Raw genomic sequence first — 25710 nt, forward strand, 5'->3', positions numbered from 1 at the left:
GCGTAGATCTTCTCGACGGCCTCCGGCTCGCGCCCTCTCAGGCTGCGCTCCACCGGTTCGTGATTGTCAGGCACCGACGCTCTTCTCGGTCAAGCCGCCACCCAGAACGTGGGCGTGGACGTGGAAAACGGTCTGTCCGGCGTTCGCACCGGTGTTGAACACCAGGCGGAAGTCGCCATCGGAGGTGTGCTGCTCCGCCAGCTGCTTCGCGAAGGCGATGAGCTCGGCGAGGAGCCCGGCGTCACCGGCTGCGAGTTCGGTCACATCGCGGTAGTCGGCGGTCTTCGGGATCACGAGGAGATGCACGGGCGCCTGCGGCGCGATGTCGCGCACGGCGAACAGCCGATCGGTCTCACCGATGATCTCGGCAGGGATCTCCCCGGTCAGGATGCGCGTGAAGATCGAGGGTTCCGTCATGGGATCAAGTCTACTGACCGCTGTGTGCAGCGTGCGTGGCGTCGCTCACCAACGGCCGAGCGCCACCGACAGCACCGCGATCGCCGCGGGCCCCGCTGTGGAGGTGCGCAGCACGGTATCGCCGAGCAGCGCACGCTCGGCTCCGGCGTCCGTGAGACGGGTCAACTCCTCTGGGGCGATGCCGCCCTCCGGCCCCACCACCAGCACGAGGTCGCGACCGTCGGAGACGATCTCGGACAGCCTTCCGGTCGCGGTCGGATCCATCAGCAGCACGCGTTGCGTCGCGGCCCTCTCCGCGAGCTGCGCTGTCGTGACGGGCGCAGCGACCTCAGGAACCCAGGCACGATGGGCCTGCTTCGCGGCCTCTCGCACGATCGATGCCCAGCGTTCACGACCCTTCACCGCTTTGGCGCCTTCCCAGCGGGAGATGCTCCGGCTCGCTTGCCAGGGCACGATCTCGTCGACGCCGAGTTCACACGCCGCCTGCACCGCCAATTCGTCGCGGTCGCCCTTGGCGAGAGCCTGGACGAGCACGATGCGCGGGGTCGGGGCCGGATGCTCCGCACGCTCCGAGATCCGCACGTCGACCTGCGCCGGAGACACCCCCTCGGCGACACCGGAGAGCCAGACTCCCTCACCGTCACCGATCGTGATCGCTTCTCCGACCCGCAGCCGACGCACGACCGCGGCATGCTTCGCCTCGGCGCCGGTCAGCGACACGATGTCTCCGACGGCAGCGTCCGACGCCGACTCGAGCAGGAAGTGCAGGGCCATCAGTCAGTGCTGTCCGCGGAACCGGTCGCGCAGCTTCGAGAACAGTCCCTGCTGGAACTGGGCGAGCTGCGGGCCCGGGGCCTTCGCCTTCTTCGCGAAGTCCTCGATCAGCGCGCGCTGCGCCGAGTCGAGCTTCGTCGGCGTCACGACCTGCACGCCCACGCGGAGGTCGCCGCGCTGGGTGCCGCGGAGCGGAGTGATCCCACGCCCTTTGATCGTCAGCACGTCTCCGGACTGCACACCGGGGCGGATCTCGAGGTCCACCTCGCCGTCCAGCCCTTGGATCGCGGTCTCGGTGCCGAGGATCGCGTCGGTCATCGACACCTCGAGCGTCGCGAGCAGGTCATCGCCGTCACGGCTGAACGCGGCGTGCGGGTTCACGGTGACCTCGACGTACAGATCCCCGTTGGGGCCGCCGGCCTTGCCGACCTCACCCGAACCGGGGAGCTGCAGGCGCAGACCGGTCTCGACGCCGGCCGGGATGTCGAGCGACACGGTGCGCCGCGAGCGGACACGCCCCTGGCCGCCACAGGTTCCACACGGGTACGGGATCGTGGTGCCGTAGCCCTCGCATGTACCGCAGGGCTGCGAGGTGACGACATTGCCGAGCAGACTGCGCACCTGGCGCTGCACGTGGCCGGAGCCGCCGCAGATGTCGCAGGTGACGGGCGATGTGCCCTCTTGGCAGCACGAACCCTGACAGGTCTCACACAGCACGGCCGTGTCGACGTCGATGTCACGGTGGGCGCCGAACACGACGTCGCCGAGGTCGAGCGTCACGCGCACGAGGGCATCCTGGCCGCGCTCACGACGCGAGCGCGGCCGTCCGCCGCGTCCGCCGCCCTGTGCGGCTCCGAAGAACGTCTCGAAGATGTCGCCGAAGCCGCCGAACCCTCCGAAGTTCCCGGCCGCACCGTCTCCGCCGCCCATGTCGTAGCGACGGCGCGACTCGTCGTCGCTGAGCACGTCGTACGCGTGGGTGACGAGCTTGAACTGCTCTGCGGCGTCCTCCCCCGGATTCACATCCGGGTGCAGCTGCCGTGCCAGGCGTCGGTACGCCTTCTTGATCTCATCGATGGAAGCGTCCCGGGACACCCCGAGAACCTCATAGTGGTCCGCCACAATCGCCTTTCTGCGTGTGTCTGTCGTCTGGGAGCCGCGTGTCAGCGACTCGCCTCGTCCTCATCGAGCATCCGCGTCAGATAACGGGCGACCGCCCGCGCTGCCGCGAGATTGCTCGGATAATCCATGCGCGTCGGTCCCATCACACCGACACGAGCCATCCCGCTGGGGGCGGCGTAGTTGCTCGCGACGATCGACGCCTCACCGAGACCGAACGGCGCATTCTCCGTGCCGATGCTGGCCGCGAGGCCGTGCTCGTCGGTCACCATCTCGCTCATCAGCCGCAACAGGGTCACCTGCTCCTCGATCGCCTCGAGCAGCGGATGGATGCTGCCGCGGAAGTCCTGCTCACGGCGGGCGAGCGTGGCCGCGCCTGCCATGACGAGCTTCTCCTGACGGAACTCGCCCAGCTCGTCGATCACGATCGCGGCGAGCGTGCGCAATGCCGCATCGTTCGGGGTGTCGACGGTGGCGAGAAGGTTCTGCAGGCGGTCTGCGGCGTCACTCACGGCACGACCGGTGATCAATGCGGACAGCCGCGCGCGCAGCAGAGCCAGGTCCGCCTCGTCGACCTCGACCGGAAGCGGGGCCATCCGCTGCGAGACACCGCCGGCGTCGGTCACGAGAACGATCAGGAGCCTGTTGGGCGCCAACGCGACGAGTTCGAGGTGCGTGAGGTGCGCACGGGCGAAGGAGGGGTACTGGGCCAGCGCCACCTGGCCGGTGAGCTGGGTGAGCACACGCACGGTGCGCGCCATCAGATCGTCGAGATCGGAGGGCTCGGCGAGGAACGACTCGATCGCTGAACGCTGCGCCGCTGACATCGGTCGGAGCTGGGCGAGATGGTTGACGAAGACGCGATAGCCCTTGTCCGTCGGCACCCGGCCTGAAGAGGTGTGCGGAGCGGTGATCAGCTCCTCGTCCTCGAGAAGAGCCATGTCGTTGCGGATCGTGGCCGCGGACACCCCGAACGAATGCCTGTCGACGATCGAGCGACTGCCGACGGGTTCATGGGTCTCGACGTAGTCCTGCACGATCGCGCGGAGAACCTGGAGTCCTCGCTCTGTGACCATCGACTTCTCCTTCCGCTGGCACTCGGATACTCAGAGTGCCAATTCTACCGGTGCGCGGAGCATTCCGCCCGTCTCACCCGTCGAGTCTCTCGTGCGCCGCTCCTTCGAGGCGGTTCGCGACCAGCGCGGCACGCAGCTGTGCGGCGCCTTCCGGCATCGTCGCCTCCATCCCGGTGAGCGTCAGGACGCGTCCGAGGCGGTAGTCCACGGTGTTCGGGTGCACGTGGAGCGCCGCCGCCGCCGCACGCCGATCGCCGCCGGATGCGAGGTACGCGTCGACCGTCTGCAGGAGTTCATCGCTCACGCCGTCGATCCGCCGGGCGAGCATTGCCCTTCCTGGCCCAGGTCGCGCGCTCTGGTACTCCAGAAGCAGGTCGCTCAGCGTGTGGACCGCACCTTCGCCACGGATCGCGAGAGCGATCTCGAGCAGTTCCTCCGCCACGAGGAGTGCGTCGGCGATCTCCGACACCCCCGCTTCCATCCATGCGCCTGTGCAGTGGGACCCGAATCCCGCGTGCAGGGCGCGCCGCAGGTCACCGACGGTGTCGCCTCCCTCACGCAGTGGCACGAGGGCCGTCCCACCGGCGGCCCCGAGGACGGCCAGCACCTCGCCGCGGGCCACGGAGTCGATCGCCGATCGGAGTCGCTGCGTCTCCCGTCGGGCGACGACGTCACCGGGCGAGGATTCCTCGGTTCGACGGAGCCGGACGACGAGGATGCCGTATCGCGACGCGAGGGTTCGGCCCGAGCGGTGCGCCTCGCCTTCGGCATCACCTCCCTGGGTGAGAGCGGTGAAGATCGCGAAACGGGCGTCTCTCTCGCCCAGTCGGGACACGGTCCAGGTCTGTTCGAAGTCTGCGGCGAGCGCGGAGGTGATCCGCTCCAGGTGCAGGAACAGCAGTCGGGCGCATTCGGCGAGCGCGGGAGCATCCGTCTCCTCCGCGGCGGCGCGCAATCGATCCCAGATGACCGCCACACCGCGGTGGTAGGCGGCGACGACGGAGGCGAAGGACGACCCCTCCTCGAATCGTCGTACCGCAGATGCCCGCAGCAGTTCGTCGTCGTGCGGTCGCCCTGTCAATGAGTCGGCAGCGGCCTGCAGACTGTGCTCGACTGCCCAGCGGATGTCGGCGGCGTGAGAGGCGTCGCCCGTTCCGTGCTGTTCCGGGTTGGTGGGTGCGATGGCGGCGATGATCCGATCGATGATCTCGCGGTTCCCGAGCAGGAGGTCGCGCACGCTCGTTCCCCCGAGCGCGAGGTCGGTGGTTGTCATAGATCACAAACTAGTCTCCCGAAACTCCGGACGGAGACCACTACTGGCGGATGGAACATGTGATCGAACATGAAAAGACGTCCCCTCCGTACCTGAAAGGTCGATGATGACCACTGTTTCCGCCCCCGCCTCGACGAAGAGCGATGTGCGCGCTGTCGAGAAGATCGGCTACTTCGCCGCGAACTTCGGCAACATCATCCTGAGCACGGTGATCAGCTCTTTCCTGCTGATCTATCTGACTGATCACGTCGGCATCAACGCCGCGGCCGTCGGCACGCTCCTCCTCGTCGCGCGTCTGGTCGACGGTGCGACGGACCCCATCATGGGGTACCTCGTCGACCATCTCCCCCGTACCTCCTGGGGCAGGTTCCGCAGCTATCTGCTCATCGGGGGCGCGGTCGGAGCCGTGGCGTTCGTCGCACTGTTCCTCGCCCCCGGTTTCGTGGGTGCGTCGCTGGTCGCCGCCTGGATCACGTACTTGATCTGGGGTCTGGCTTTCGACCTGATGGACATCCCCCTGAACGCGCTGCTCCCGGCGATGAGTGCCTCCCCCCGATCGCGCGGACAGCTCGCCGCGATCAAGGGCACGACCTACTTGATCGGCACCCTCGTGGTGATCGGCGTCTCCCTGCCGGTGGTCGCTCTCCTCGGCGGCGGTGCACTGGGCTGGCAGGTGTACGTCGTCATCATCGCCGCCGTCTCCTTCGCCCTCACTGCCACCGGTGCGCTTCTGGTGCGGGAGCGGGTGGCGCCGTCCACCGCGGAGCCCTACCGCTTCTCGGATGCGAAGGCGCTCTTCCTCTCCAGTCGCGCCGTTCCCGTGCTGCTCGTGTCGAAGCTCGCCACGAGTGCCGCCAACGCCGCGCTGATGGCCGGCATCCCGTTCTTCTTCACCTACTACGCCGGAAGCGCGGGGCTCGTCAGTGCCGTCGCCCTGGTGATGGTCGTGCCGATGATGCTCGGCAGCATCTCCGGTCCCCTGCTCGGGCAGCGCATCGGCTTCAAGCCCGTGTACCTGAGCAGCCTTGTGGTCGCGGGGCTGGGCATCGGGTCTATCCTGCTGCTCCCCGGCCTGGAGGGCCCCGCCTACCTGATCTGCTTCGGTGTGGCCGGACTCGGATTCGGCGGGGCGGTGGCACTGAACTATGCGATGCTCGCCGAGCTCACCGACTTCGTGGAACTCAAGGGCGGATTCCGCACGGAGGGCACTCTCGCCTCGATCGGCTCCTTCGCGGCGAAGGCAGGGTCGGGCATCGGCGGGGCACTGATCGCCTATGTGCTCGCGTTCTCCGGCTACGTCGCCGGAGCGGAGCAGTCCCCCGAGGCACTGGCCGGCATCGCACTGGCTCAGGGCGGTGTCCCGGCAGCGCTGGTCGTCATCGGCGGCCTGGTCTTCCTCGCCTATCCCATCACCCGCACGGTCGCGGCAGAGACGCGCGCCGCCCTGAACGAGAGGAACGGCGTTCGATGACCGCCCACTGGCCCGCGGCCCACCCGCCCCGACGATGGCAGGGAGAGTGGATCTGGACCGCTCGGTCGGGGCTCCTGGCTCCTGGCCCGGCAGAGCCGATCGGCGCCCATGATCCGCGACAGTTCGATCAGCGCATCCTCCTGCGCCGTGAGTTCTCGCTCGAGGTGGCTCCCCGCGTGGCCACACTGTTCGCGACCGCCGACGCGCGCTACGTCGCATTTGTGAACGGAGAACGCGTCGGCGCAGGGCCAGGCCGCCATGATTCCGACTCGTTGACCTACGACGAATGGGACATCGCGCCTCTCCTTCGCCACGGTCGCAACGTGATCACGGCGATGGCGCGCTTCTACGGCGATGCGAATCCGTGGTGGGCTCCGTCTCGGGCGTCTCACACCATGGGCGGCGGCGCCTTCGCCGCAGAGCTGGAGATCGACGGGAATGTGGTCGTCGCGACAGACGAGAGCTGGCTCGTGACCGACTGCGATGCCTGGACCATCGCACGCCCACAGGGGTTGCTCGCGTCGCAGCCCGCCGAGCTGTTCGATGCGCGCCGGTTCGATGCGGCGTGGACGATGCCGGACGCCGACGTCGAATCGTGGGAGCCGGCGCGGGTGATCGGCGAGCAGTCCGTCATCGGTCCGCGCGGGCGCACCACTCCGGGCGGGGAACCCTACGGCGTGCTCCTGCCCTCACGGCGCCCGCAGACGACAGGTGCCAGGGTGGACCTCCCGAGGTCCGCACTCACCCGCAGCGGATCGTCGCTGGCCGCCGAATCGACGACCACGCTGGTCGACGTTCTCGCTGCCGACATCAGCGCCGGAGCCATCACGGTCATCGACGCTGGACGCATCGTGAGCGGTCGTCTGCGGCTGACCTTCTCCGGTGCGGCAGGAGACATCGTGCGCGGCGGGCTCCTGGAAGCGGTGGGCACTGCCGCGTTCGAGAGCGCCGCGCCGCTGCAGATCGTGCTGAAGGACGGCGAGACCGTGTTCGAGCCCTTCGACACCGTGGGTGGGCGCTACCTCGTCCTCACCGCCTCGTCCGACTCCGGGGAACTGCCTCAGCTTCTTCGTGCGGAGGTGCACGAAGCGCACCGCCCGCGGCAGGGCGCGCACTTCGCGTGCAGCGATCAGGAACTGCAGCGGATTGTCGACGTCTCGCTGCGCACGGTCGATCTGAGCGCCGTCGACGCGTACATCGACTGCCCCACCCGGGAGCAACGCGCCTGGACCGGTGACTCGATCGTGCACCAGAGCGTCGATCTGGTCGCGAACGCCGACTGGTCGCTCGCCGCGTGGAACCCTGCGCTGCTGTCGCGGGCACGCCCAGAAGGGATCCTGCCGATGGCGGCAGCCGGCGACTTCGCCTCGCCCCGCATCCCGACCATCCCGGACTGGTCTCTGCACTGGGTCGCCAGCGTGCACAATCTGTACCGCTACACGGGAGATTTCACGCTGGTCGCACCGCTGCTGCCCACCGTGGAGTCCGTCCTGCGCTGGTTCCTCCCCTATCTTCGGGACGGGGTACTGACCGACGTCCCCGGGTGGGTGCTCATCGACTGGTCCCCTGTGCAGGTCGAGGGATCCAGCGCCGCCCTCACTGCCCTCTGGGCGCGGGCGCTGCGCCAGTTCTCCGACATCGCAGGAGGGCTCGGGGACGAGGGCAGGGCCGCGTGGGCGGACCGGGTCTGGTCGGAGATCGAGGCCGGGTTCGAGGTGTTCTGGGATGCCGAGCGCCAGGCCTACCGCGACAACATCCTCCCCGACGGCGCCCGCGGCCGCAGCGTCAGCGAGCACGTCGCCGCCACCGCGTTCCTGGCAGGACTCGTCCCCGCGTCTCGGCACGCGGCGATTCAGACGCTCCTCGCCGACCGGGAATCGATCTTCACACGCAGTCCGCTCGCCGATCACGGCGCCGACTCGCTCGGTCCGAGTTCTGGCGCGCCGGTCTGGCGCCGCGATGCCCCGGACTGGGATACGGAGTCACGGGTCGTGGGAGCCCAGCCGTTCTTCCGCGCCATCGTGCACGACGCTGTGGCGGCACTGGGCGGCGCACTGCAACCGCTCTACCGCGATTGGACCCGGCTGCTCGCCTCCGGACCGACGGCCCTCAGAGAATGCTGGGAGGGCGGCTCGTACTGCCATGGCTGGTCGGCGACGGTCGCGCGCGACGTGATCGTGCACACCCTCGGCGTCACTCCGGCGGAGCCGGGGTATCGGGCAGCGCGCATCGCGCCACGACTGGAATGCCTGGACTGGGCGGAGGCGCGCGTCCCCACGCCGCACGGTGACATCGTGCTGCGTGTCGAACCCGCGCTCCTCGTCCTCGACACGCCGGTGCCAGCGCATATCGATTGGAACGGCCACGTCGCCGCGCTTCCGGCGGGGTCGCATCGAATCGCGCGTGACCTACGATGACGAGCATGACGTCTGATCCCCAGATCACCCTCCGCGCCGGCACCGTCCAGGGAACGACGGCCGACGGAATCCACCGGTTCCTCGGCATCCCCTACGCGGCGCCACCCTTCGGTGAGAACCGATTCCGGGCACCGCAGCCGGTGGTCCCGTGGGACGGCGTGCGCAGCGCCACTGAGTTCGGCCCCACCGCCCCGCAGCTCCCCTACCCCGGAGCGATCGGCGAGCTGCTCGGCTCGGTGCACATCCCGGGCGACGACATCCTCACGGCCAACGTCTGGGCGCCGGCGGATGCGAAAGGGGCGCCGGTCGTGCTCTGGATCCACGGCGGTGCCCTGGAACGCGGCACCGCTGCGATCCCGCTCTACGACGGTGCGGTGTTCGCGCGTGCGGGCATCGTTTTCGTCTCGATCAACTATCGCCTGGGCGCCGAAGGGTTCTCGGTGCTCGACGACGCCCCGCGCAACCTCGGCCTCCGAGACGTCGCCGCCGCACTCGAATGGGTGCATGCCGAGATCGCGGCGTTCGGTGGCGATCCCGCACAGATCACCGCGATGGGCGAATCCGCCGGAGGGGCGCTCGTCGCCACCCTTCTCGCACGCGACGAGTCCCGTGCGCTGATCGCGAGAGCCATCATCGAGTCAGGCCCGCTCGAGGCGCAGACCCCCGCCAAGGCCGGCCGCGTCACTGCCCAGATGGCGAAGCGTCTGGGCGTCCGCACAGATCGCGCCTCCTTCGCCGCCATCCCGCCCGAGCAGCTCCTCGAAGCCCGCCGGCGGCAGTCGGCCGGCTCGTCACCGCTCGGCGGAGCACCCGGCTTCCAGATCGCGGTCGAACCCGAGAGCCTGCCGCTCTCGCCCCACGATGTGCTCGGCGCGATCGACACTCCGTTGCTGATCGGCACCAACACCGATGAGTACCGGCTGTGGTTCCCGCCGGAGGCGCTGGCCGGCATCAGCGAGACGAAGCTCTTCCTCGCCTCCCTGGCCCTGCGCATTCCCCGTCGCGCGGTGAAGGCGTACCGCGACGAGTGGCCCGGCGCATCCACAGGCGAGGTGTTCGGACAGCTCGCGACCGACATGATCCTGCGCCGCGGGCTCACCCGCGTCGCGCGAGCGAAGTCGACGTCGACGTTCGTGTACGAGTTCGCCTGGTCGAGCCCGGTGCGCGATCTGCGTGCCGCGCACGCCCTGGAACTCGGCTTCGTGTTCGACAGACTCGATGACGACGAGGCGCAACGGCTCGCCGGACCGGATGCGCCGCGGAGTCTCGCGGCAGAGATGAACGCTGCCTGGGTCGCGTTCATCACGACCGGCGACCCCGGCTGGCCGGCGTACGGCGCAGGCCGCACCACGCGACTGTTCGACACCGCGACCACGACGGTGCCGCAGCGACGGACGACGGGGCTCGACCAACTGCCGCGCTGACCGTCAGTCGGTCAGTTCCCGCACCACCGCGTCCGCGAGGAGTCGCCCTCGCAGTGTGAGCGTCACCCGACCGCGCAGCGCTGACGCGGCGTCGACCATCCCGTCCGCGATGAGCCCTGCCACCCGCGTGCGCGTGCCCTCGGGGAGCTCGGCGATGGCGATGCCCTCGGCGAGGCGGCTGAGCAACAGGACGCGCTCGAGCATGTGCGCCTGAGCATCCGGCCGCTCAGTGCCCGCAGCAGGAGATTCGGCGGCGGCGAGACGCTGCGCGTACGCGGCGGGGTGCTTCACGTTCCACCACCGCAGGCCGGCGACATGGCTGTGCGCGCCGGGGCCGAAGCCCCACCAATCGCTCCCCCGCCAATACGCGAGATTGTGGCGGGAGCGCTGCTCCGGGCTCCGCGCCCAGTTGCTGATCTCGTACCAGTCGAACCCCGCAGATCCGAGTCGAGCGTCCGCGAGCTCGTACATGTCGGCCTGGACGTCGTCATCCGGCGTGGGGACCTCGCCTCGCCTGATCTGTCGAGCGAGCTTCGTGCCGTCCTCGATGATCAGCGCGTAGGCCGAGATGTGGTCCGACTCGAGCGCGAGAGCGGCATCGAGCGACGCCTCCCAATCGCCGAGCGACTCACCGGGTGCCCCGTAGATCAGGTCCACGCTCACCGCGAGACCCGCGTCCTTCGCCGCAGCGACAGCGGTGCGCACATTCTCGGGTCGATGCGTGCGGTCGAGAGCGGCGAGCACGTGTGGCACCGCCGACTGCATTCCGACCGAGAGGCGCGTGACGCCCGCGTCAGCCAGAGTGCGTGCGACCTGCGGCGTCACCGTATCGGGGTTCGCCTCGACCGTCACCTCGGCGCCCTCGGCGAGGCCGAACGCCGAGACAGCCGCGTCGAGCATCCGAGCCAGGTCTCCGGCCGGGAGGAGCGTCGGCGTACCGCCGCCGAAGAAGACCGTGTCCATCGGACGCAGCGCGCCGGCGTCACCGAGCACGCGTCGCGCCAACGTGATCTCGGTCTCGAGAGTGGTCGCGTAGTCCTCCTGCTTCGCGCCGCGCAACTCGCTGGAGGTGTAGGTGTTGAAATCGCAGTACCCGCAGCGCACACGGCAGAACGGGATATGCAGGTACGCCGAGAACGGCACGTTCGTATCGATCGGCAGGTCGTCGGGCAGATGTCCGTCGGCCGGTGCCGGATCCCCAAGAGGAAGAGGTCCCGCCATCAGAGCGGCGTCGCGTAGAGCGGAGAGATCGCCCGGAGGTAGCGCGCGAAGAGTTCCCGTCGGCGCCGCTTCACGAGCGCAGGAACCGTGCGGTAGAGCAGCGAGTTCGGAGAATCGAAGGCCCGAACCGTGAACCAGACCTCATCGTTGTCCTCACGCCAGTCGATGTCGAAGGACTCCTCGCCGCTGACGACGGAACCGCCGACGGTGCCCAGTACGAAGCCGATCCGGCGGGTCTCCTCGGTCACCGAGATGACCCTGAGCTCTGCATCTGCGCGCATACCTCCGACGCGTCCCCGCAGATGCAGCGTCATGCCAGGGCCCACGAACGGCATGCCCTCAGCGTCGTAGCGAGGCTCGACATCGCGCTTGCTCGGTGCGATCGGATTGCCCTCCGCGTCGAAGCTCACGCCCGCGTACGCGGGACCGGGAGCGGGACGCACGTCTTCGACGCTGAGGCCGGCCGCACGTTGCGCGGTCCAGGAGAGCAGCGATTCTCCGGCGCTCTGGAAGCGCTCGACCCCGCTGCCGATCCGCCAGGAGTCCTCCGCCGGGATACTGCGCTCCGGCGGGTACTGCATCAGATCGGGCGCATGGGTCGCACCCACGGCCGCATAGTCCACCGTGTCGTCTCGGAAAGTCCCGCGCCGCATGAGTTCCAGCCTACTGGGGGTTACCTGAGCGAACACCCCCACGCGCCGCCGGCGGTCATATCCCCGCCACCCTGGGTCCCTGAGCCTGTCGAAGGGCCACGACTTATCCACACCGACGCCGCGCGGACTCCGTCCGCCCGAACATGGAGCATGGCCTGGACCTACATCCTCATCTGCAACGACAATTCCCTCTACACAGGTAGCACCAACGGCGATCTCGAATCGCGTGTCTGGCAACACAACAACGATCCGGACTACGCGGCGAACTTCACCTGGAAGCGGCGTCCGGTGGTTCTGGCGTATGCGGAACAGTTCGATACCGTCGATGCTGCGTTCCGGCGGGAGAAGCAGATCCAGGGCTGGAGCAGACGGAAGAAGTTCGCATTGATCGAGCTGCGAGGAGCGGAGTTGCCGGCACTGTCGCGGTCTCGCGCTCGGGACGCTTCGACAGGCTCAGCGACCCAGCCGTGAGAGTACGACACCACGACTCAGCGTGAGGCCGCGGCGATCTCGGACTCGACGATGCGGATGTAGCTGCGCGAAACCGAGAGTTGCAGCACGCGAAGAGCCGGGGAGGCAAGACGCCAGAAGAGGCTCGACGGGCAGGAGAGAGATCGTGCCGTGAAGACTCCGTCGTCGGCGAGCACGAACGATTCCTCACCGTAGAGCGGATGGCCGGGGCGCGTCTCGTAGCCGAAGCCCTCACGCCCTGCCCACACCACGCGCACGGGTTCAGCGAACCGGACGCCGAGCATCCGCTTCGCGAGGATGCCCTCGACATCAGCGGCCGGATCCTCCGCAGGTACGTCGAACCCGGCTCGTCGCTTGAACTCCCACGAGCTCACCAGTGCGGCCACGGCCGCGCGAGCGCGTTCAGGGACGAAGACGGACCGCTCTGTGAGTCGAAGCCCCGTCGGGACGGCATCGAGCGGATGACGGGTCGCCCCTCGCTCATATGCCGGGAACGGCATCCCTACTTCTTGTCCTTGCCGTCGACGTCGCCGGAGAGCGCCGCGATGAACGCCTCCTGGGGGACCTCGACGCGGCCGACCATCTTCATGCGCTTCTTGCCCTCTTTCTGCTTCTCGAGGAGCTTGCGCTTGCGGCTGATGTCACCGCCGTAGCACTTGGCGAGCACGTCCTTGCGGAGCGCCCTGATGGTCTCGCGGGCGATGATCCTGGCACCGATGGCGGCCTGGATCGGCACCTCGAAGTTCTGACGAGGGATGAGCTTGCGCAGTCGCTCGGTCATCAGCGTTCCGTACGCGTAGGCCTTGTCCCGGTGCACGATGGAGCTGAACGCATCAACTTTGTCGCCCTGCAGCAGGATGTCGACCTTCACGAGGTCGGCCTCCTGCTGTCCTGCGGGCTCATAGTCGAGCGACGCGTAGCCCTGCGTCTTGGACTTGAGCTGATCGAAGAAGTCGAAGACGATCTCGCCGAGCGGCATCATGTAGCGCAGCTCCACGCGCTCCTCCGAGAAATACTCCATACCCAGCAGCGTGCCTCGGCGCGACTGGCACAGCTCCATGACCGTGCCCACATAGTCCTTGGGCAACAGGATCGCGGCCTTCACCATCGGCTCAGAGACGGAGCCGATGCGTCCGTCCGGGTACTCGCTGGGGTTCGTGACCGTGACCGTCTCGCCCGTGTCCGAGGTGAGCACCTCGTAGATCACGCTGGGTGCAGTGGTGATCAGGTCGAGGTCGAACTCGCGGGCGAGGCGCTCGGTGATGATCTCCAGGTGCAGAAGACCCAGGAATCCGCAGCGGAAGCCGAAGCCGAGCGCGACGGACGTCTCGGGCTCATAGACGAGAGACGCGTCGGACAGCTTGAGCTTGTCGAGCGCCTCGCGGAGCTCCGCGTAGTCGCTGCCATCGATCGGGTACAGGCCGGAGAACACCATCGGCTTCGGCTCCGTGTAGCCGGGGAGAGCTTCGGTGGCGGGTTTGCGCGCTGTTGTCACCGTATCGCCGACCTTGGACAGGCGGACGTCCTTCACACCAGTGATGAGGTAGCCGACCTCTCCGACGCCGAGGCCCTTCGAAGGGATGGGCTCGGGACTGGACACCCCGATCTCGAGGAGATCGTGGGTCGCGCCCGTCGACATCATCTGGATGCGCTCGCGGGGCGAGAGGCTCCCATCGATCATGCGCACGTAGGTGACGACGCCGCGATAGGCGTCGTACACGGAGTCGAAGATCATGGCGCGCGCCGGCGCATCGGAATCGCCCTGGGGTGCCGGGATCTCCTGCACGAGGCGATCCAGCAGTTCCTGCACACCGACGCCGGTCTTGCCCGATACGCGGAGCACGTCCTCGGGCTTCCCCCCGATCAGCGAGGCCAGTTCCTTGGCGTACTTCTCGGGGTCGGCGGCAGGGAGGTCGATCTTGTTCAGCACCGGGATGATGTGCAGATCGTTCTCGAGGGCGAGATAGAGGTTCGCAAGCGTCTGCGCTTCGATCCCCTGTGCCGCATCGACGAGCAGGATCGCGCCTTCGCAGGCCGCGAGGGAACGAGAGACCTCGTACGTGAAGTCGACGTGCCCAGGGGTGTCGATCATGTTGAGCGCGAAGGTCTCGCCGCCCAGTTCCCACGGCATGCGGACGGCCTGGCTCTTGATCGTGATGCCACGCTCGCGCTCGATATCCATGCGGTCGAGGTACTGGGCACGCATGTCACGGTCCGAGACGGCCCCGGTGATCTGGAGCATGCGGTCGGCGAGGGTCGACTTGCCGTGATCGATGTGCGCGATGATGCAGAAATTGCGGATCTGCGCCGAAGGCGTCGCGGCAGGCTGAAGAGGGGTGAGGGCGCGTGGTGACATGTCCTCTCGATTCTACGGTGAGGTGGCCGTGTCGACCGATTCCCCCACTTGCAATGCGGAAACCCCTAGAACTGGTGATAGTCTCCCGAAGTTGCCCGGGAGCAATCCGTGACACCGGATCCCGTGGGCGATAAGACTCCGTCACAGACCAAGTGGAGGCGTCGTGTCGCGCAGATCGGCAGATGGTGTTTTGACTGTCTTCCCGGCTCAGCGTTGCGCCGACGGATACCGCGCGCGTCCGTAGAAGAGAAAGACTCATCACCTTGATCAAGTACCTCTTGCGCCGATCAATCGGCTGGCTGCTGATGATCGTGGTCGCGACGAACCTCACCTATTTCCTGGCGTGGGGCTTCCTCGATCCGAAGAACAACTTCGTCGGCCGACGTCCCCCGCTCTCCCCCGAGCAGATCGATCAACAGCTCATCCCGAAGAACCTGAGCGACACTGTGCCCCTCATCGAGCGCTGGTGGACGTGGCTGTCGAACATCCTGCTCCGGTGGGACTGGGGCGTGAGCCCGACCGGCGGATCGGTCAACGAGCAGGTCGCCTACCGCATGTGGATCAGCGCGGAACTCGTGCTGGGTGCGACGATCATCTCGACGATCCTCGGAATCGCGCTCGGTGTGTACACCGCGTCCCGCCAGTACAAGCTCGCCGACCGCATCGGCCAGGCGACCTCGATCATCACGATGAACGTCAACATCGTGGTTGCCGCTCTCGCCCTGGTGCTTCTCGCCATCAACTTCAACGAGTGGGTCGGCGTCCGCGTCTTCTACGTCACGGGTAGCTCCTCAAAGGGGGTCGAGGGCTTCTTCCCTGTGCTTGTCGATGCCTTGCAACACCTGGTGTTGCCGACCATCGCCCTGGTCATCGTCGGGTACGCGAACATCCACTTCCTGCAGCGCTCCCTGCTGCTCGACAACATCGGTGCCGACTACGTGCGCACGGCCAGGGCCAAGGGGCTCACGAAGCCGCAGGCCATCCGCAAGCACGCGCTGCGCACGTCGATGATCCCGGTCGCGACTCAGGTCGCCTTCACCATCCCCGCGATCTTCACCGGAGCTGTCCTGACCGAGACGATCTTCGCCTGGAACGGCATGGGCCGCTACTTCGTCGATGCGCTGGGGAAGAACGACATCAACGCGACGGTCGCCATCGCCGCATTCGGCGCGGTGCTGACCGCCATCGGAGCGATCCTGGCGGACATGGCCGTCGTCGTCCTCGACCCGCGAGTGAGGGTGAGCTGAAATGACCACCGAAATGATCGACCCCACGATCCAGCCGCCGGTCGGCCCCGACACGACCGCTGCCCGCACACCGCGCAAGCGCATGTCGAAGTGGTCTCTCTACTACCGCCGCTTCATGCGCAACCGCCCCGCCGTGGGCGGCGTGATCATCTTCATCGCCCTGGTGCTGTTCTCCGTGATCGCCCCGCTGATCGCGAAGTACAGCTTCACCGATCTCGACTTCCTGAACCTCAGTACTCCGCCATCCACAGAGCACTGGTTCGGGACCACTTCCTCGGGGAACGACACGTTCGCCCAGACCGCCGTCGGCCTGCAGCGGTCGCTCATGATCGCGCTCACCGTGTCGATCGGAACGACGGTCATCTCGGCCGTCGTGGGGACGGCTGCGGCGTACTTCCGTGGATGGACCGAGCGCATCACCCTCTTGATCATCCACTTCATGATGGTGATCCCGAGCTTCCTGATCCTGTCGCTCATCTCGAACAAGTCCGGTGGTGACTGGCGCATCATCGCGCTGATCATGATCTTCGTGATCGGCTGGTACTTCCCCGCGCGAGTGATCTGGACCATGGCGCTCTCACTCCGTGAGCGCGAGTACGTGCAGGCCGCCCGCTACATGGGCGTCCGCGGCATGGTCATCGTGTTCCGACACATGCTGCCGAACATCGGCTCGCTGCTCGTCATCAACTTCACCCTGGGCGTCGTCACCGCAGTGACGACCGAGACCGGACTGTCGTTCCTCGGCTTCGGTGTGAAGATCCCCGATGTGTCGCTGGGCTCGCTGATCGGCTCGGGCGCGAACACGATCACCAGTGCGCCGTGGCTGTTCTACTTCCCCGCGGCGGCGCTGACGCTACTGACCGTCTCGATGGCACTCATCGCCGACGGTCTGCGCGACGCACTCGATCCCACTTCGGCTGCAGGAGGCCGCGCATGAGCACCGTACTCTCCGTCCGCGACCTCAAGGTCAGCTTCGCCTCCGAGGCGGGGCGCGTCGACGCCGTTCGTGGCGTCTCCTTCGATCTCGAGGCGGGAAAGACCCTCGGCATCGTCGGCGAGTCCGGGTCGGGCAAGTCCGTCACCTCGCTGGCGATCATGGGCCTTCTCGATGAGAACGCCAAGGTCACCGGCTCGATCATGTTCGACGGGCAGGAACTGCTCGGCAAGAACGACACGCAGCTCTCCGCGATCCGCGGCAACGGCATCGCGATGATCTTCCAGGACCCGCTCACCTCGCTCACCCCGGTATACACGATCGGCGACCAGTTGATCGAGGCCCTCACGGTGCACCGCAGCCTCAGCAAGAAAGAGGCGTGGGCGCGTTCGATCGAGCTGCTGGAGCTGGTCGGCATCCCCGAGCCCGAGAAGCGGATGAAGGCCTTCCCTCACGAGTTCTCGGGGGGCATGCGTCAGCGTGTCGTGATCGCGATCGCGATGGCGAACAACCCGAAACTGATCATCGCCGACGAGCCGACCACGGCCCTCGACGTGACCATCCAGGCGCAGATCCTCGACCTGATCGAGAAGGCTCAGAAGGAGACCGGCGCCGCGGTGATGATGATCACCCACGACATGGGTGTCGTCGCGCGCACGGCGGATGACGTCATGGTGATGTACGCCGGGAAGCCGGTCGAGCAGGCCCCCGTGCGGGAGCTGTTCCACCAGACCCGGATGCCGTACTCGATCGGCCTCCTCGGGGCCATCCCCCGCGTCGACAAGGCCGAGAAGCAGCCGCTGATCCCCGTCAAGGGCAACCCGCCGCTGCTGATCAACCTGCCGGATGCCTGCCCGTTCGCCGATCGCTGCCCGATCGTGATGGACGCCTGCCGCACACGGGAGCCCGAACTGCTCCCGGTGTCCACGGGCGTCATCTCCACCGGGACCGGTGGCACGCCCTCCGGGGCCACCCACCTCGCCGCGTGCATCCGTGCGAACGAGATCGAGGACGGGGGCATCCTCGGAGGCCTCCCCGTCTACCCGGTCCGTGAGATCCCCGAGAGCGCGCTGACCCGCACGCCCCGCGAGGAGCGCCCGATCACCCTCGAGGTCAAGAACCTGACCAAGACCTTCCCGTTGCTCAAAGGTGCATTCCTCAAGCGCAAGGTCGGCGAGGTCCACGCCGTCAAGGGCATCAGCTTCGACGTCCGCGAGGGCGAGACGATGGCGATCGTCGGCGAGTCCGGCAGCGGCAAGACGACGACCCTGCTGCAGATCATGGACATGGTCAAGCAGACCGACGGCGACATCATCATCGCAGGCACGAGCGTGAACGACATCCACAGCCACAAGGTGGAGCGCGCACTGCGACGCGACATCCAGATCGTGTTCCAGGACCCGATGGGCGCCCTCGACCCGCGCATGACGGTCGCCGACATCATCTCGGAGCCGCTGTTCGCGATCGGCACGCCGAAGGAAGAGGCGAACCGTCGCGTCGACGAGCTGATGGACATCGTGGGCCTCAACCCCGCCCACAGCGACCGTTTCCCGCAGGCGTTCTCCGGCGGTCAGCGGCAGCGCATCGGCATCGCCCGCGCGCTGTCCACCAACCCGAAGATCGTCGTGCTCGACGAGCCCGTCTCGGCGCTCGACGTGTCGATCCAGGCCGGCGTCATCAACCTGCTCGATGAGCTGAAGGTCAAGCTCGGCCTGTCGTACCTGTTCGTCGCGCACGACCTCTCCGTGGTCCGGCATATCGCGGATCGTGTCGCGGTGATGTACCTCGGCGATTTCGTCGAACACGGTGATGTCGATGACGTGTTCGACAACCCGCAGCACCCCTACACGAAGGCGCTGCTGTCGGCGATCCCGGTTCCGGACCCCGACATCGAGCGCACGCGACAGCGGATCGTCTTCGACCCGGCGACCCTCACAGACGTCCCCGTCACCCGGTGATCCGGCAGCGGATCACCGTCCGGTAACAGTTAGCCGTGATTCACCGTCATCCCGAGATATCGGACGGCGAGCGAACTATTCTCCCCTTATGACACGCCGCAAGGCGAAAGGAGCACCATGAAGCAGCACAAGCTGATGGGCACGCTGGCATTCGGCGCAGCCCTCGCGCTCACCCTCGGTGGGTGCGCTGCCAACACCGGAAACAACGGTGACGGCAACGGCGAAGAGGCCACTGGCGTCGACGCAGCGGACTACAATCCGCAGCCGCGCGAGAACCTCAAGGAAGGTGGCACGGTCAACTTCCCGATCAACGAGATTCCGGAGCAGCTGAACTCGTTCAACAGCGACGCCAGCGCGGACACCGCACGCCTCGCCGCGTGGTACACACCGCAGATCCTGCTCATGGAGCCGGACGGCACGCCCTACAAGAACGACGCCTACCTCGACGAGTGGAAGTCGGAGACCGTCGACGGCAAGACCCAGCTCACCTTCACCTTCACGGACAAGGCGCACTGGAACGACGGCACCGACATGGACTGGACCGCCATCGACGCGACGTGGAAGGCGAACCGCTCTTCCGACGAGGGCTACAACCCGAACGCGACCGACGGCTACAAGGAGATCGAGTCGGTCGAGCAGGGCGACTCGCCCAAGACCGCCATCGTGACCTTCAAGGGCGAGTTCGCCTGGCCGCAGATGCCGTTCCTGACGGGGATCATCCACCCGGCGATCAACACGCCCGAGCTCTTCAACGAGGCGTACATCGACGACCTGCACCCTGAGTGGGGCGCGGGTCCGTACACGGTCGACGAGTTCGACGCGAACAGCGACTACGTCTCGTTCAAGCCGAACCCCGAGTGGTGGGGCAACGCACCGCTGCTCGACAAGGTCACGTTCCAGGGCATGGACGCCGCCGCCTCGATCAACGCCTTCAAGAACGGTGAGATCGACGCCGTCGCCACGGCGAGCAAGGACCGTCTCGCGCAGGTCGAGGACATGAAGGATGTCGTGACCTACCGTGCGCAGCAGTCCGCGAACACGCTGCTGCAGGTCGACTCCGACAAGCCGCAGTTCGAGGACATCAAGGTCCGCGAGGCCTTCTTCCTCGCGGTCGATCGTGAGCAGCAGAAGCAGATCGCCTGGAACGGCCTCGGATACAAGGAGGAGCCTGCCGGTTCCTTCACGCTGTTCACGTTCCAGCCCGGTTACAGCGACGCACTGGCTGAGGCCGGTTGGTCGCACGACGTCGACAAGGCGAACAAGCTGCTCGACGAGGCCGGCTGGGTGGCCGGAGAAGACGGGATCCGCGAGAAGGACGGCGTCAAGCTGTCCGTCACGTACCCCATCTTCAGCGACAGCCCGGTGCAGGAGGCCCTCGCCAAGGCTCTGCAGGCGCAGGAGAAGGAAGTCGGCATCGACGTCCAGATCGATGTGCGCTCCTCGCAGGACTTCTCGACGGACTACACCACGAAGAACTGGGACATCGTGAGCCTGCGCTTCAGCTCCTCCGACCCGTTCGGCGCGGCGTGGTTCTGCCAGCTCTACTGCTCGGACAGTGGCCTGAACCTCTCGGCCACCGGCTCTGAGGAGATCGACAACCGCATCCACGATGAGGTCGAGTCGATCTCGGACCCGGAGAAGCAGACGGCTGCCGCCATGAAGCTCGAGGCGGAGATCTTCGCCGAGACCTGGGGCATCATCCCGCTGTACAACGGCCCGGAGATCTGGACGGCTAAGAAGGGCCTGGCGAACCTCACGCCCGAGCCCTACGTCGGACTGGACCTCTTCGGTGTCCAGCCGGTGGAGAACGTGGGCTGGGAGAAGTAATTCCTTATCCTCGAGCGGGGTCGGTGGTTTCCACCGGCCCCGCTTTTCCGTGTGCCGCGGGTGGTCTCTCAGGCGACGCTTCTTTAGGCTGATCGAGTGAGCGTCCAGATCGTCCTCGTGCATGGCATCCGCACCTCGGCCACCATGTGGCGGTCGCAGGTCGCGTATCTCGACGATCACGGCTACTCATGCACCGCAGTGGATCTGCCAGGCCACGGCACGCGCATGGACGAGGACTTCACTCTCCAGGAAGCGCTCCACACGATCGATGCCGCGGTTCGGGCTGCCGCCGCGCGCGGACCAGTGCTCCTGGTCGGGCACTCGATGGGCGGGCTGCTCTGCCTCGCCTACGTCGGCGGCGGTGCCGCTCCTCCCGTGACCGCGCTCATCGCCGCGTCGTGCACAGCACTCCCCCGCGGAACCAGTCTGTCGGCGTACCGGATCGTCGCCCGCGCCGTGGACCGGCTTCCGGATCGCGGACTCTGGCTCACCGAGCGCATCCTCGACGCGACGATTCCGCTGGAGACACGTGCCGACTTCGCGGCGGGCGGCTACGCGCTCGACACCCAGGACCGTGCGCTGCAGAGCCTGGCGAATCTGGATATCGCGTCGGCGCTCGAGCGCATCCGCATCCCGCTCTGGTTCGTGAACGGGCAGTACGACCAGTTGCGGGTCAACGAGGGCCTCTTCCAGCGGCTCGCACCCCATGCCGAGCTGATCATCGTTCCGCGCACGACTCACCTGGTGACTGCCATGCGTCCTCGAGTGTTCAACGCGGTGCTGCAGCTCGCGATCGCGACCGTGGAGACACCGCGGGCATCATGACCGCGCGGGTTGTCGTGCGAACGCGGTGAGCACTCCTCCCACTATCGACAGCACGGCGGCGGCGACGAAGACCAGCCAGAAGCCGCCGACCAGCGCGACGAGCCCGGCGCCCAGCACCGGACCGATGAGCTGGCCGAGTGCCGCGGTGACGTTCACGATTCCGAGGTCGCGTGCGTGGTCCTGCTCATCGGGCAGCAGGTCGGCGGCGAACGCGAGACCCACCGTCGAAAAGGCGCCATAGCCGAGACCCATCAGCGCCGCCGCGACCATCGTCATCTCGAACGTCGGCACGAGCGCGATCGCGACCCCCGAAGCGGCCTGCACGACTGTGGCGGCGATCGTCAGACGGCGGCGATTGCCGGTGCGATCCGAGATGATCCCGGTCAGCACCGAGGCCAGGACCACGAACACCGTGTAGACCACGATCAGCAGGAGGAGGTTGTCCTGGGCTGTGGCGTTCGGCTGTCCGAGCCCGTGCAGCAGGAAGAACAGGAACAGCGCGGTCCCGAGCGCGTTGCCGATGTTTGTCACCAGGCGACCGGAGAGCATCCACGCGAAGTCTCGGTCGCGCAGGGAGGCGAGCGCACGGCGGCCTTCGCGCGGCGGGCGCATCTGCGCGGTCGCGGCCGGGTCGGGCAGGAGGAGCGCCACCGCGGTTCCCACCACCGCGATGATGCCGGCGAGCAGCAGGTATCCCGCCTGGATGCCGAGCCCGAGGAGTACGACCAGCCCCACGCCGAGCACGATGCCGACGGCCTGACTCGATCCGACTGCCGCGGATGCGGCGCCGCGCTGCGTCGAAGGCAGCTGGTCGGCGATCAGAGCGGTGAAGGCTGCCGACGATACGGCGACGCCGACAGAGACTCCGACCCACGCCGCCCCGACGGCCCACGGGCCCTCTGCATAGCCGGTGAGAACGAGACAGACGGCGGTCAGCCACACGCCCGCGAGTGCCCACGGACGTCGGCGCGGCCGTCCGACACCCGCGCGATCCGACAGGGCCCCGGCCGCCGGCCCGGCCACGATGCCCGCCAGGCCGCCGATACCGAGCACCAGGCCCGAGGACACCACTCCCCTGATCCAGTCGTCCTCCGGGGTGTCGAGCTGTAACGGGAGGAGCAGCTGCACGGGCGTGAGCTGCACGGTCCAGATCGCCAACCACGCGAGTGTGAACAGCGACATCCACCGGAAGCCGACCTTCGTCGTCGTCGTGGTCATCGCGTCTCCTCCTCGTGCATCGTGCGTGTCTGCACGTTCTCCGTGCGGGAGGCCGCGATGAGGTCGCGGTACCAGTCGTAGGAGGCTTTGGGGGTGCGCTCTCCGGTCGCGAAGTCCACGTGCACCAGACCGAAGCGCTGGGTGTAGCCGTCGGCCCACTCCCAGTTGTCCAGGAGCGACCACACCGTGTACTCCTCGACCGGGACGCCGGCGGCGATCGCTTCGGCGACGGCGTTGATATGGCGCGAGAGGTAGTCGATCCGGTCCTGGTCGTCGACGCGTCCGGCGCGATCGGGCTCCGGGAACGACGCACCGTTCTCCCCGATGATCACGGCGGGCATCTCCGGGTGGCGGGCGTGCAGGTCGACCAGCAGGTCGCGCAGCGCGTCGGGCACGATCGGCCACTCCGGCCCGAAACCGGTGACAGCAGCGCCCGGCGTGGGGACGATGTCGAACGGGATCGGGCTCGACGGATCAGCGGCAGTCACGGTCGTCGGGTTGTAGAAGTTGATGCCGTAGAAGTCGATCGACGATCCGATCGACTCGAGGTCGCCCTCGCGCACGGGCATGTCGGGGAGGCCGAACACCGCGAGATCGGGATACGCTCCGGCGAGCAGGGGCTCGCGGAAGACGCCGTTGTGGATCGTGTCATACGTCAGCGCGGCTGCTTGGTCCTCTGGGGTGTCGTGCAGCGGCTGCACCCAGGTGTGATTGTTCACGAGTCCGACCTGAACAGCCCCGCTCGCGCGAAGGACCGTCGCGGCGCGCGCGTGCGCGAGGAGCTGATGGTGCACGGTCGGCAGGGCATCGAACAGCAGCTGCCGCCCCGGAGCGAGCGCGCCCGTCGCGTACCCCTGCAGCGTGGTCATCGCCGGCTCGTTGAGCGTGTACCAGTGCGCGACGCGGTCGCCCAGCCGCTCGGCCACGATGGACACGTAGTCGGCGAACCTCTCGGCGTTATCCCGGTTCAGCCACCCGCCGTCCTCCTCGACCGCGCTCGGCATCTCCCAGTGGTACAGGGTCGGGAACGGCGTGACCCCTGCCGCCAGGAGCGCGTCGACGAAGCGGGAGTAGTGGTCGAGCGCGGCGGTGTTGCCGGGTCCTCGGCCGTCCGGCTGCACGCGCGCCCACGGGATCGAGAACCGATAGCGGTCGAGCTGCAGGCCCGCGATGAGTTCCACGTCGGCGTCTGGGTGCCGATAGCTGTCGCACGCGGGATCAGCGGTCGAGCCGTCTTTCACCGCTCCCGCAGTGGCGATGAAGTCATCCCAGATCGAACGTCCACCGCCGTCCGCACGTGGTGAGCCCTCGATCTGCACTGCGGAGGTCGCTGCGGACCAGCGGAAGCCGGCAGGCAGGACGACGGGGACGGGGACGGGGCTCATCTCGCTCCTTGACGTCGATGTCGGGTTAGTGATGATTCTGCACCCGGTGCCACCCCTGCCGCGACTGAGTTTCGACATTCATCCGGTCTCCCCTGCGTGCGGGCGCCGCGCCCGGCGCTCGTTTCGCGCGATCCTGCCCACTGCTGGTAGAGTTGGTTCTTGGCTTGCGTGTGGGTTCTTCCCTCACGACCGTCGCGCAGCAGCCCTCTTCTGGTGCCGACACTCCGAATCACTCCTGTACAGAAAGCGTCCACACGTGGCAAACATCAAGTCGCAGATCAAGCGCAACAAGACCAACGCCAAGGCGAACGAGCGCAACAAGGCCGTGAAGAGCGAGCTCAAGACGCTCATCCGCTCGACCCGCACCGCCGTCACCGCTGGCGACAAGGCAGCAGCCGAGGCATCCCTGAAGAAGGCTGCCGTCAAGCTCGACAAGGCCGTCAGCAAGGGTGTCCTGCACAAGAATCAGGCGTCGAACCGCAAGTCGGCTCTCGCCAAGCAGGTCGCCGCTCTCTGAGCTGAAGCATCTGAGAAAGGCCCGTCCCGTTTTCGGGGCGGGCCTTCTTCTTGTCTGTGCTCACGGCCGGGATGAAGCGCTGTCGACTACTCGCCGAACGGCTGCCGCGTCGCGATGACGGTGACCATGCGCTCGAGCGCGAAGATCGGGTCTCGGGCAGCGCCCTTCACCTCGCCGTCCGCTCGCGCGGTGGCTTGGATCGCCATACCCAGGGATCGCTCGTTCCAGCCGGCGAGGTCGCGGCGTGCGCGATCGACCTGCCAGTCCTTCATGCCCAGGCGCTGGGCGAGCTGCCTGCTCGGCTCGCGGTTGCCCGCGACCCGTGCCATGGTGCGCAGCTTCATCGCGAACGCCGCGACCATGGGCACCGGATCGGCGCCGGAGGCGAGTGCGTGCCGCAGCGAGATCAGTGCTTCGCCGTAGCGGCCGGCGATCGCCGTGTCGGCCACCACGAATGCCGACACCTCCACGCGTCCGCCGTAGTACTTGGTGACGATGTCTTCTGTGATGTCGCCCTCGACGTCTCCGATGAGCTGCTGGCACGCGGCGGCCAATTCGGTGAGGTCGTCGGCGAAGGCGGAGACCAGAGCCCGAAGCGCGGGTGGCGCGATGCGCTTCTTCGCCGTGCGGAACTCCCCTGCTGCGAAGTCGACCCTGTCGCCGTCGCGCTTGATCGCCGGGCACGCGATCTCGATCCCCCCACCGGTGCCGGCGCGGAGCGCATCGAGCAGCTTCTTGCCGCGCACACTCGCGCCGGTGTGACGTAGAACGACGGTCGCGCCCTCCTGCGGATGCTCCAGGTACGAGACGGCCTCCTGGATGAACGCGTCGGAGCAGCGCTCGACGCCCGAGACTCGCACCAGCCGCGGTTCGCCGAACAGCGAGGGCGAGGTCAGCGCGAGCAGCGTGCCGGGGGCGTAATCGTCGGCACGGACGTCGGTCACCTCGAGCGCGGGGTCCTCGGCGCGCAGGTAGTCTCGGACACCGGCGATCGCACGTTCGGCACAGATCTCTTCGGGGCCCGAGACGAGCACCAGGGGCGCCGGCCGGGGCTCACGCCAGGAGACCTGAGGAATCTTGGTGGGCTTAGCCCCGCCACGGGATGAGTTTCGCGGAGCAGCCATATT

General features: G+C 67.4%; 22 protein-coding genes. 10 read left to right on the forward strand and 12 right to left on the reverse strand.

Annotated features, from left to right (window positions below; translation table 11 throughout):
- Positions 1 to 66 precede the first annotated feature (66 nt).
- From MRBLWO12_RS07225 to MRBLWO12_RS07245, 5 genes are all read right to left on the reverse strand, one after another.
- Positions 67 to 417: an HIT domain-containing protein gene (locus MRBLWO12_RS07225; RefSeq protein WP_363554072.1), complete on the reverse strand. Its 351-nt coding sequence runs from the start codon at positions 415 to 417 to the stop codon at positions 67 to 69.
- 45 nt (positions 418 to 462) lie between these two features.
- Positions 463 to 1191: a 16S rRNA (uracil(1498)-N(3))-methyltransferase gene (locus tag MRBLWO12_RS07230; protein ID WP_363554074.1), complete on the reverse strand. Its 729-nt coding sequence runs from the start codon at positions 1189 to 1191 to the stop codon at positions 463 to 465.
- 3 nt (positions 1192 to 1194) lie between these two features.
- Entirely contained in the window at positions 1195 to 2313 is a 1119-nt protein-coding gene (dnaJ, locus tag MRBLWO12_RS07235; protein WP_363554076.1) for a molecular chaperone DnaJ, read from the reverse strand.
- Between the two features lie 41 nt (positions 2314 to 2354).
- Complete coding sequence (gene hrcA / locus MRBLWO12_RS07240) at positions 2355 to 3386, reverse strand: heat-inducible transcriptional repressor HrcA (RefSeq protein WP_363554078.1); 1032 nt, start codon at positions 3384 to 3386, stop codon at positions 2355 to 2357.
- Between the two features lie 73 nt (positions 3387 to 3459).
- Positions 3460 to 4659 carry a PucR family transcriptional regulator gene (locus MRBLWO12_RS07245; protein WP_363554080.1) on the reverse strand — a complete coding sequence of 400 codons (1200 nt, stop codon included), beginning with the start codon at positions 4657 to 4659 and terminating at the stop codon, positions 3460 to 3462.
- 106 nt (positions 4660 to 4765) lie between these two features.
- On the opposite strand from MRBLWO12_RS07245, the gene MRBLWO12_RS07250 reads away from it, so the two are divergent.
- Genes MRBLWO12_RS07250 through MRBLWO12_RS07260 form a run of 3 tightly spaced genes read left to right on the forward strand, consistent with a single transcriptional unit; the run spans position 4766 to position 9971 of the window.
- Positions 4766 to 6130: an MFS transporter gene (locus MRBLWO12_RS07250; protein ID WP_363554082.1), complete on the forward strand. Its 1365-nt coding sequence runs from the start codon at positions 4766 to 4768 to the stop codon at positions 6128 to 6130.
- A complete protein-coding gene (locus MRBLWO12_RS07255; RefSeq protein ID WP_363554084.1) occupies positions 6127 to 8547 on the forward strand; it encodes an alpha-L-rhamnosidase N-terminal domain-containing protein in 2421 nt (806 codons plus the stop codon). Before MRBLWO12_RS07250 ends, MRBLWO12_RS07255 begins: the two co-directional genes overlap by 4 nt.
- A gap of 5 nt (positions 8548 to 8552) precedes the next feature.
- Positions 8553 to 9971, forward strand: a complete 1419-nt coding sequence (locus tag MRBLWO12_RS07260) for a carboxylesterase/lipase family protein (RefSeq protein WP_363554086.1) — start codon at positions 8553 to 8555, stop codon at positions 9969 to 9971.
- Between the two features lie 3 nt (positions 9972 to 9974).
- Here MRBLWO12_RS07260 and hemW read toward each other — a convergent pair whose 3' ends face one another.
- Complete coding sequence (gene hemW / locus MRBLWO12_RS07265; protein WP_363554088.1) at positions 9975 to 11192, reverse strand: radical SAM family heme chaperone HemW; 1218 nt, start codon at positions 11190 to 11192, stop codon at positions 9975 to 9977.
- Entirely contained in the window at positions 11192 to 11845 is a 654-nt protein-coding gene (locus MRBLWO12_RS07270; protein ID WP_363554090.1) for a DUF1990 family protein, read from the reverse strand. Before MRBLWO12_RS07270 ends, hemW begins: the two co-directional genes overlap by 1 nt.
- A gap of 150 nt (positions 11846 to 11995) precedes the next feature.
- Here MRBLWO12_RS07270 and MRBLWO12_RS07275 point away from each other — a divergent pair, with 150 nt between their 5' ends.
- Positions 11996 to 12316, forward strand: a complete 321-nt coding sequence (locus MRBLWO12_RS07275) for a GIY-YIG nuclease family protein (RefSeq protein ID WP_363554092.1) — start codon at positions 11996 to 11998, stop codon at positions 12314 to 12316.
- Positions 12317 to 12333: 17 nt separating this feature from the next.
- Here the strand turns inward: MRBLWO12_RS07275 and MRBLWO12_RS07280 are convergent, their stop codons facing one another.
- Positions 12334 to 12816, reverse strand: a complete 483-nt coding sequence (locus tag MRBLWO12_RS07280) for a DUF1990 family protein (protein WP_363554094.1) — start codon at positions 12814 to 12816, stop codon at positions 12334 to 12336.
- 2 nt (positions 12817 to 12818) lie between these two features.
- On the reverse strand, positions 12819 to 14672 hold the full coding sequence (gene lepA, locus MRBLWO12_RS07285) for a translation elongation factor 4 (protein ID WP_363554096.1): 1854 nt from the start codon (positions 14670 to 14672) through the stop codon (positions 12819 to 12821).
- A 263-nt stretch (positions 14673 to 14935) separates the two neighbouring features.
- Between lepA and MRBLWO12_RS07290 the strand changes: the two genes are divergently transcribed.
- From MRBLWO12_RS07290 to MRBLWO12_RS07310, 5 genes are all read left to right on the forward strand, one after another.
- Positions 14936 to 15919: an ABC transporter permease gene (locus MRBLWO12_RS07290; protein WP_363554098.1), complete on the forward strand. Its 984-nt coding sequence runs from the start codon at positions 14936 to 14938 to the stop codon at positions 15917 to 15919.
- Position 15920: 1 nt separating this feature from the next.
- On the forward strand, positions 15921 to 16856 hold the full coding sequence (locus tag MRBLWO12_RS07295) for an ABC transporter permease (protein WP_363554100.1): 936 nt from the start codon (positions 15921 to 15923) through the stop codon (positions 16854 to 16856).
- The gene (locus tag MRBLWO12_RS07300) at positions 16853 to 18811 is read left to right on the forward strand and encodes an ABC transporter ATP-binding protein (RefSeq protein WP_363554102.1); all 1959 of its coding nucleotides are present in this window, start codon (positions 16853 to 16855) and stop codon (positions 18809 to 18811) included. Before MRBLWO12_RS07295 ends, MRBLWO12_RS07300 begins: the two co-directional genes overlap by 4 nt.
- A gap of 117 nt (positions 18812 to 18928) precedes the next feature.
- Positions 18929 to 20638 carry an ABC transporter family substrate-binding protein gene (locus MRBLWO12_RS07305; RefSeq protein ID WP_363554107.1) on the forward strand — a complete coding sequence of 570 codons (1710 nt, stop codon included), beginning with the start codon at positions 18929 to 18931 and terminating at the stop codon, positions 20636 to 20638.
- Positions 20639 to 20734: 96 nt separating this feature from the next.
- The gene (locus MRBLWO12_RS07310; protein WP_363554109.1) at positions 20735 to 21463 is read left to right on the forward strand and encodes an alpha/beta fold hydrolase; all 729 of its coding nucleotides are present in this window, start codon (positions 20735 to 20737) and stop codon (positions 21461 to 21463) included.
- Here the strand turns inward: MRBLWO12_RS07310 and MRBLWO12_RS07315 are convergent.
- On the reverse strand, positions 21458 to 22681 hold the full coding sequence (locus MRBLWO12_RS07315) for an MFS transporter (RefSeq protein WP_363554111.1): 1224 nt from the start codon (positions 22679 to 22681) through the stop codon (positions 21458 to 21460). The genes MRBLWO12_RS07310 and MRBLWO12_RS07315 overlap by 6 nt on opposite strands.
- Complete coding sequence (locus MRBLWO12_RS07320; protein ID WP_363554113.1) at positions 22678 to 24066, reverse strand: GH1 family beta-glucosidase; 1389 nt, start codon at positions 24064 to 24066, stop codon at positions 22678 to 22680. Before MRBLWO12_RS07320 ends, MRBLWO12_RS07315 begins: the two co-directional genes overlap by 4 nt.
- Before the next feature lie 256 nt (positions 24067 to 24322).
- On the opposite strand from MRBLWO12_RS07320, the gene rpsT reads away from it, so the two are divergent.
- Positions 24323 to 24583, forward strand: coding sequence for a 30S ribosomal protein S20 (gene rpsT, locus MRBLWO12_RS07325; RefSeq protein WP_141871754.1), 261 nt, complete (start codon positions 24323 to 24325; stop codon positions 24581 to 24583).
- An 86-nt stretch (positions 24584 to 24669) separates the two neighbouring features.
- Here rpsT and holA read toward each other — a convergent pair whose 3' ends face one another.
- Complete coding sequence (gene holA / locus MRBLWO12_RS07330) at positions 24670 to 25707, reverse strand: DNA polymerase III subunit delta (protein ID WP_363554116.1); 1038 nt, start codon at positions 25705 to 25707, stop codon at positions 24670 to 24672.
- Positions 25708 to 25710: the final 3 nt, after the last annotated feature.

This window comes from Microbacterium sp. LWO12-1.2 (genome assembly GCF_040675875.1).
GTDB lineage: Bacteria > Actinomycetota > Actinomycetes > Actinomycetales > Microbacteriaceae > Microbacterium.

Excerpts from the sequence above, each read along its gene's own strand:
- MRBLWO12_RS07275 (WP_363554092.1), top strand. The coding sequence starts at position 11,996 with ATGGCCTGGACCTACATCCTCATCTGCAACGACAATTCCCTCTACACA.
- MRBLWO12_RS07280 (WP_363554094.1), bottom strand. The coding sequence starts at position 12,816 with ATGCCGTTCCCGGCATATGAGCGAGGGGCGACCCGTCATCCGCTCGAT.
- MRBLWO12_RS07300 (WP_363554102.1), top strand. The coding sequence starts at position 16,853 with ATGAGCACCGTACTCTCCGTCCGCGACCTCAAGGTCAGCTTCGCCTCC.
- MRBLWO12_RS07225 (WP_363554072.1), bottom strand. The coding sequence starts at position 417 with ATGACGGAACCCTCGATCTTCACGCGCATCCTGACCGGGGAGATCCCT.
- lepA (WP_363554096.1), bottom strand. The coding sequence starts at position 14,672 with ATGTCACCACGCGCCCTCACCCCTCTTCAGCCTGCCGCGACGCCTTCG.
- MRBLWO12_RS07250 (WP_363554082.1), top strand. The coding sequence starts at position 4,766 with ATGACCACTGTTTCCGCCCCCGCCTCGACGAAGAGCGATGTGCGCGCT.
- MRBLWO12_RS07270 (WP_363554090.1), bottom strand. The coding sequence starts at position 11,845 with ATGCGGCGCGGGACTTTCCGAGACGACACGGTGGACTATGCGGCCGTG.
- MRBLWO12_RS07315 (WP_363554111.1), bottom strand. The coding sequence starts at position 22,681 with ATGACCACGACGACGACGAAGGTCGGCTTCCGGTGGATGTCGCTGTTC.
- MRBLWO12_RS07305 (WP_363554107.1), top strand. The coding sequence starts at position 18,929 with ATGAAGCAGCACAAGCTGATGGGCACGCTGGCATTCGGCGCAGCCCTC.
- MRBLWO12_RS07230 (WP_363554074.1), bottom strand. The coding sequence starts at position 1,191 with ATGGCCCTGCACTTCCTGCTCGAGTCGGCGTCGGACGCTGCCGTCGGA.
- MRBLWO12_RS07320 (WP_363554113.1), bottom strand. The coding sequence starts at position 24,066 with ATGAGCCCCGTCCCCGTCCCCGTCGTCCTGCCTGCCGGCTTCCGCTGG.
- hemW (WP_363554088.1), bottom strand. The coding sequence starts at position 11,192 with ATGGCGGGACCTCTTCCTCTTGGGGATCCGGCACCGGCCGACGGACAT.
- MRBLWO12_RS07295 (WP_363554100.1), top strand. The coding sequence starts at position 15,921 with ATGACCACCGAAATGATCGACCCCACGATCCAGCCGCCGGTCGGCCCC.
- hrcA (WP_363554078.1), bottom strand. The coding sequence starts at position 3,386 with ATGGTCACAGAGCGAGGACTCCAGGTTCTCCGCGCGATCGTGCAGGAC.
- MRBLWO12_RS07255 (WP_363554084.1), top strand. The coding sequence starts at position 6,127 with ATGACCGCCCACTGGCCCGCGGCCCACCCGCCCCGACGATGGCAGGGA.
- MRBLWO12_RS07260 (WP_363554086.1), top strand. The coding sequence starts at position 8,553 with ATGACGTCTGATCCCCAGATCACCCTCCGCGCCGGCACCGTCCAGGGA.
- holA (WP_363554116.1), bottom strand. The coding sequence starts at position 25,707 with ATGGCTGCTCCGCGAAACTCATCCCGTGGCGGGGCTAAGCCCACCAAG.
- MRBLWO12_RS07245 (WP_363554080.1), bottom strand. The coding sequence starts at position 4,659 with ATGACAACCACCGACCTCGCGCTCGGGGGAACGAGCGTGCGCGACCTC.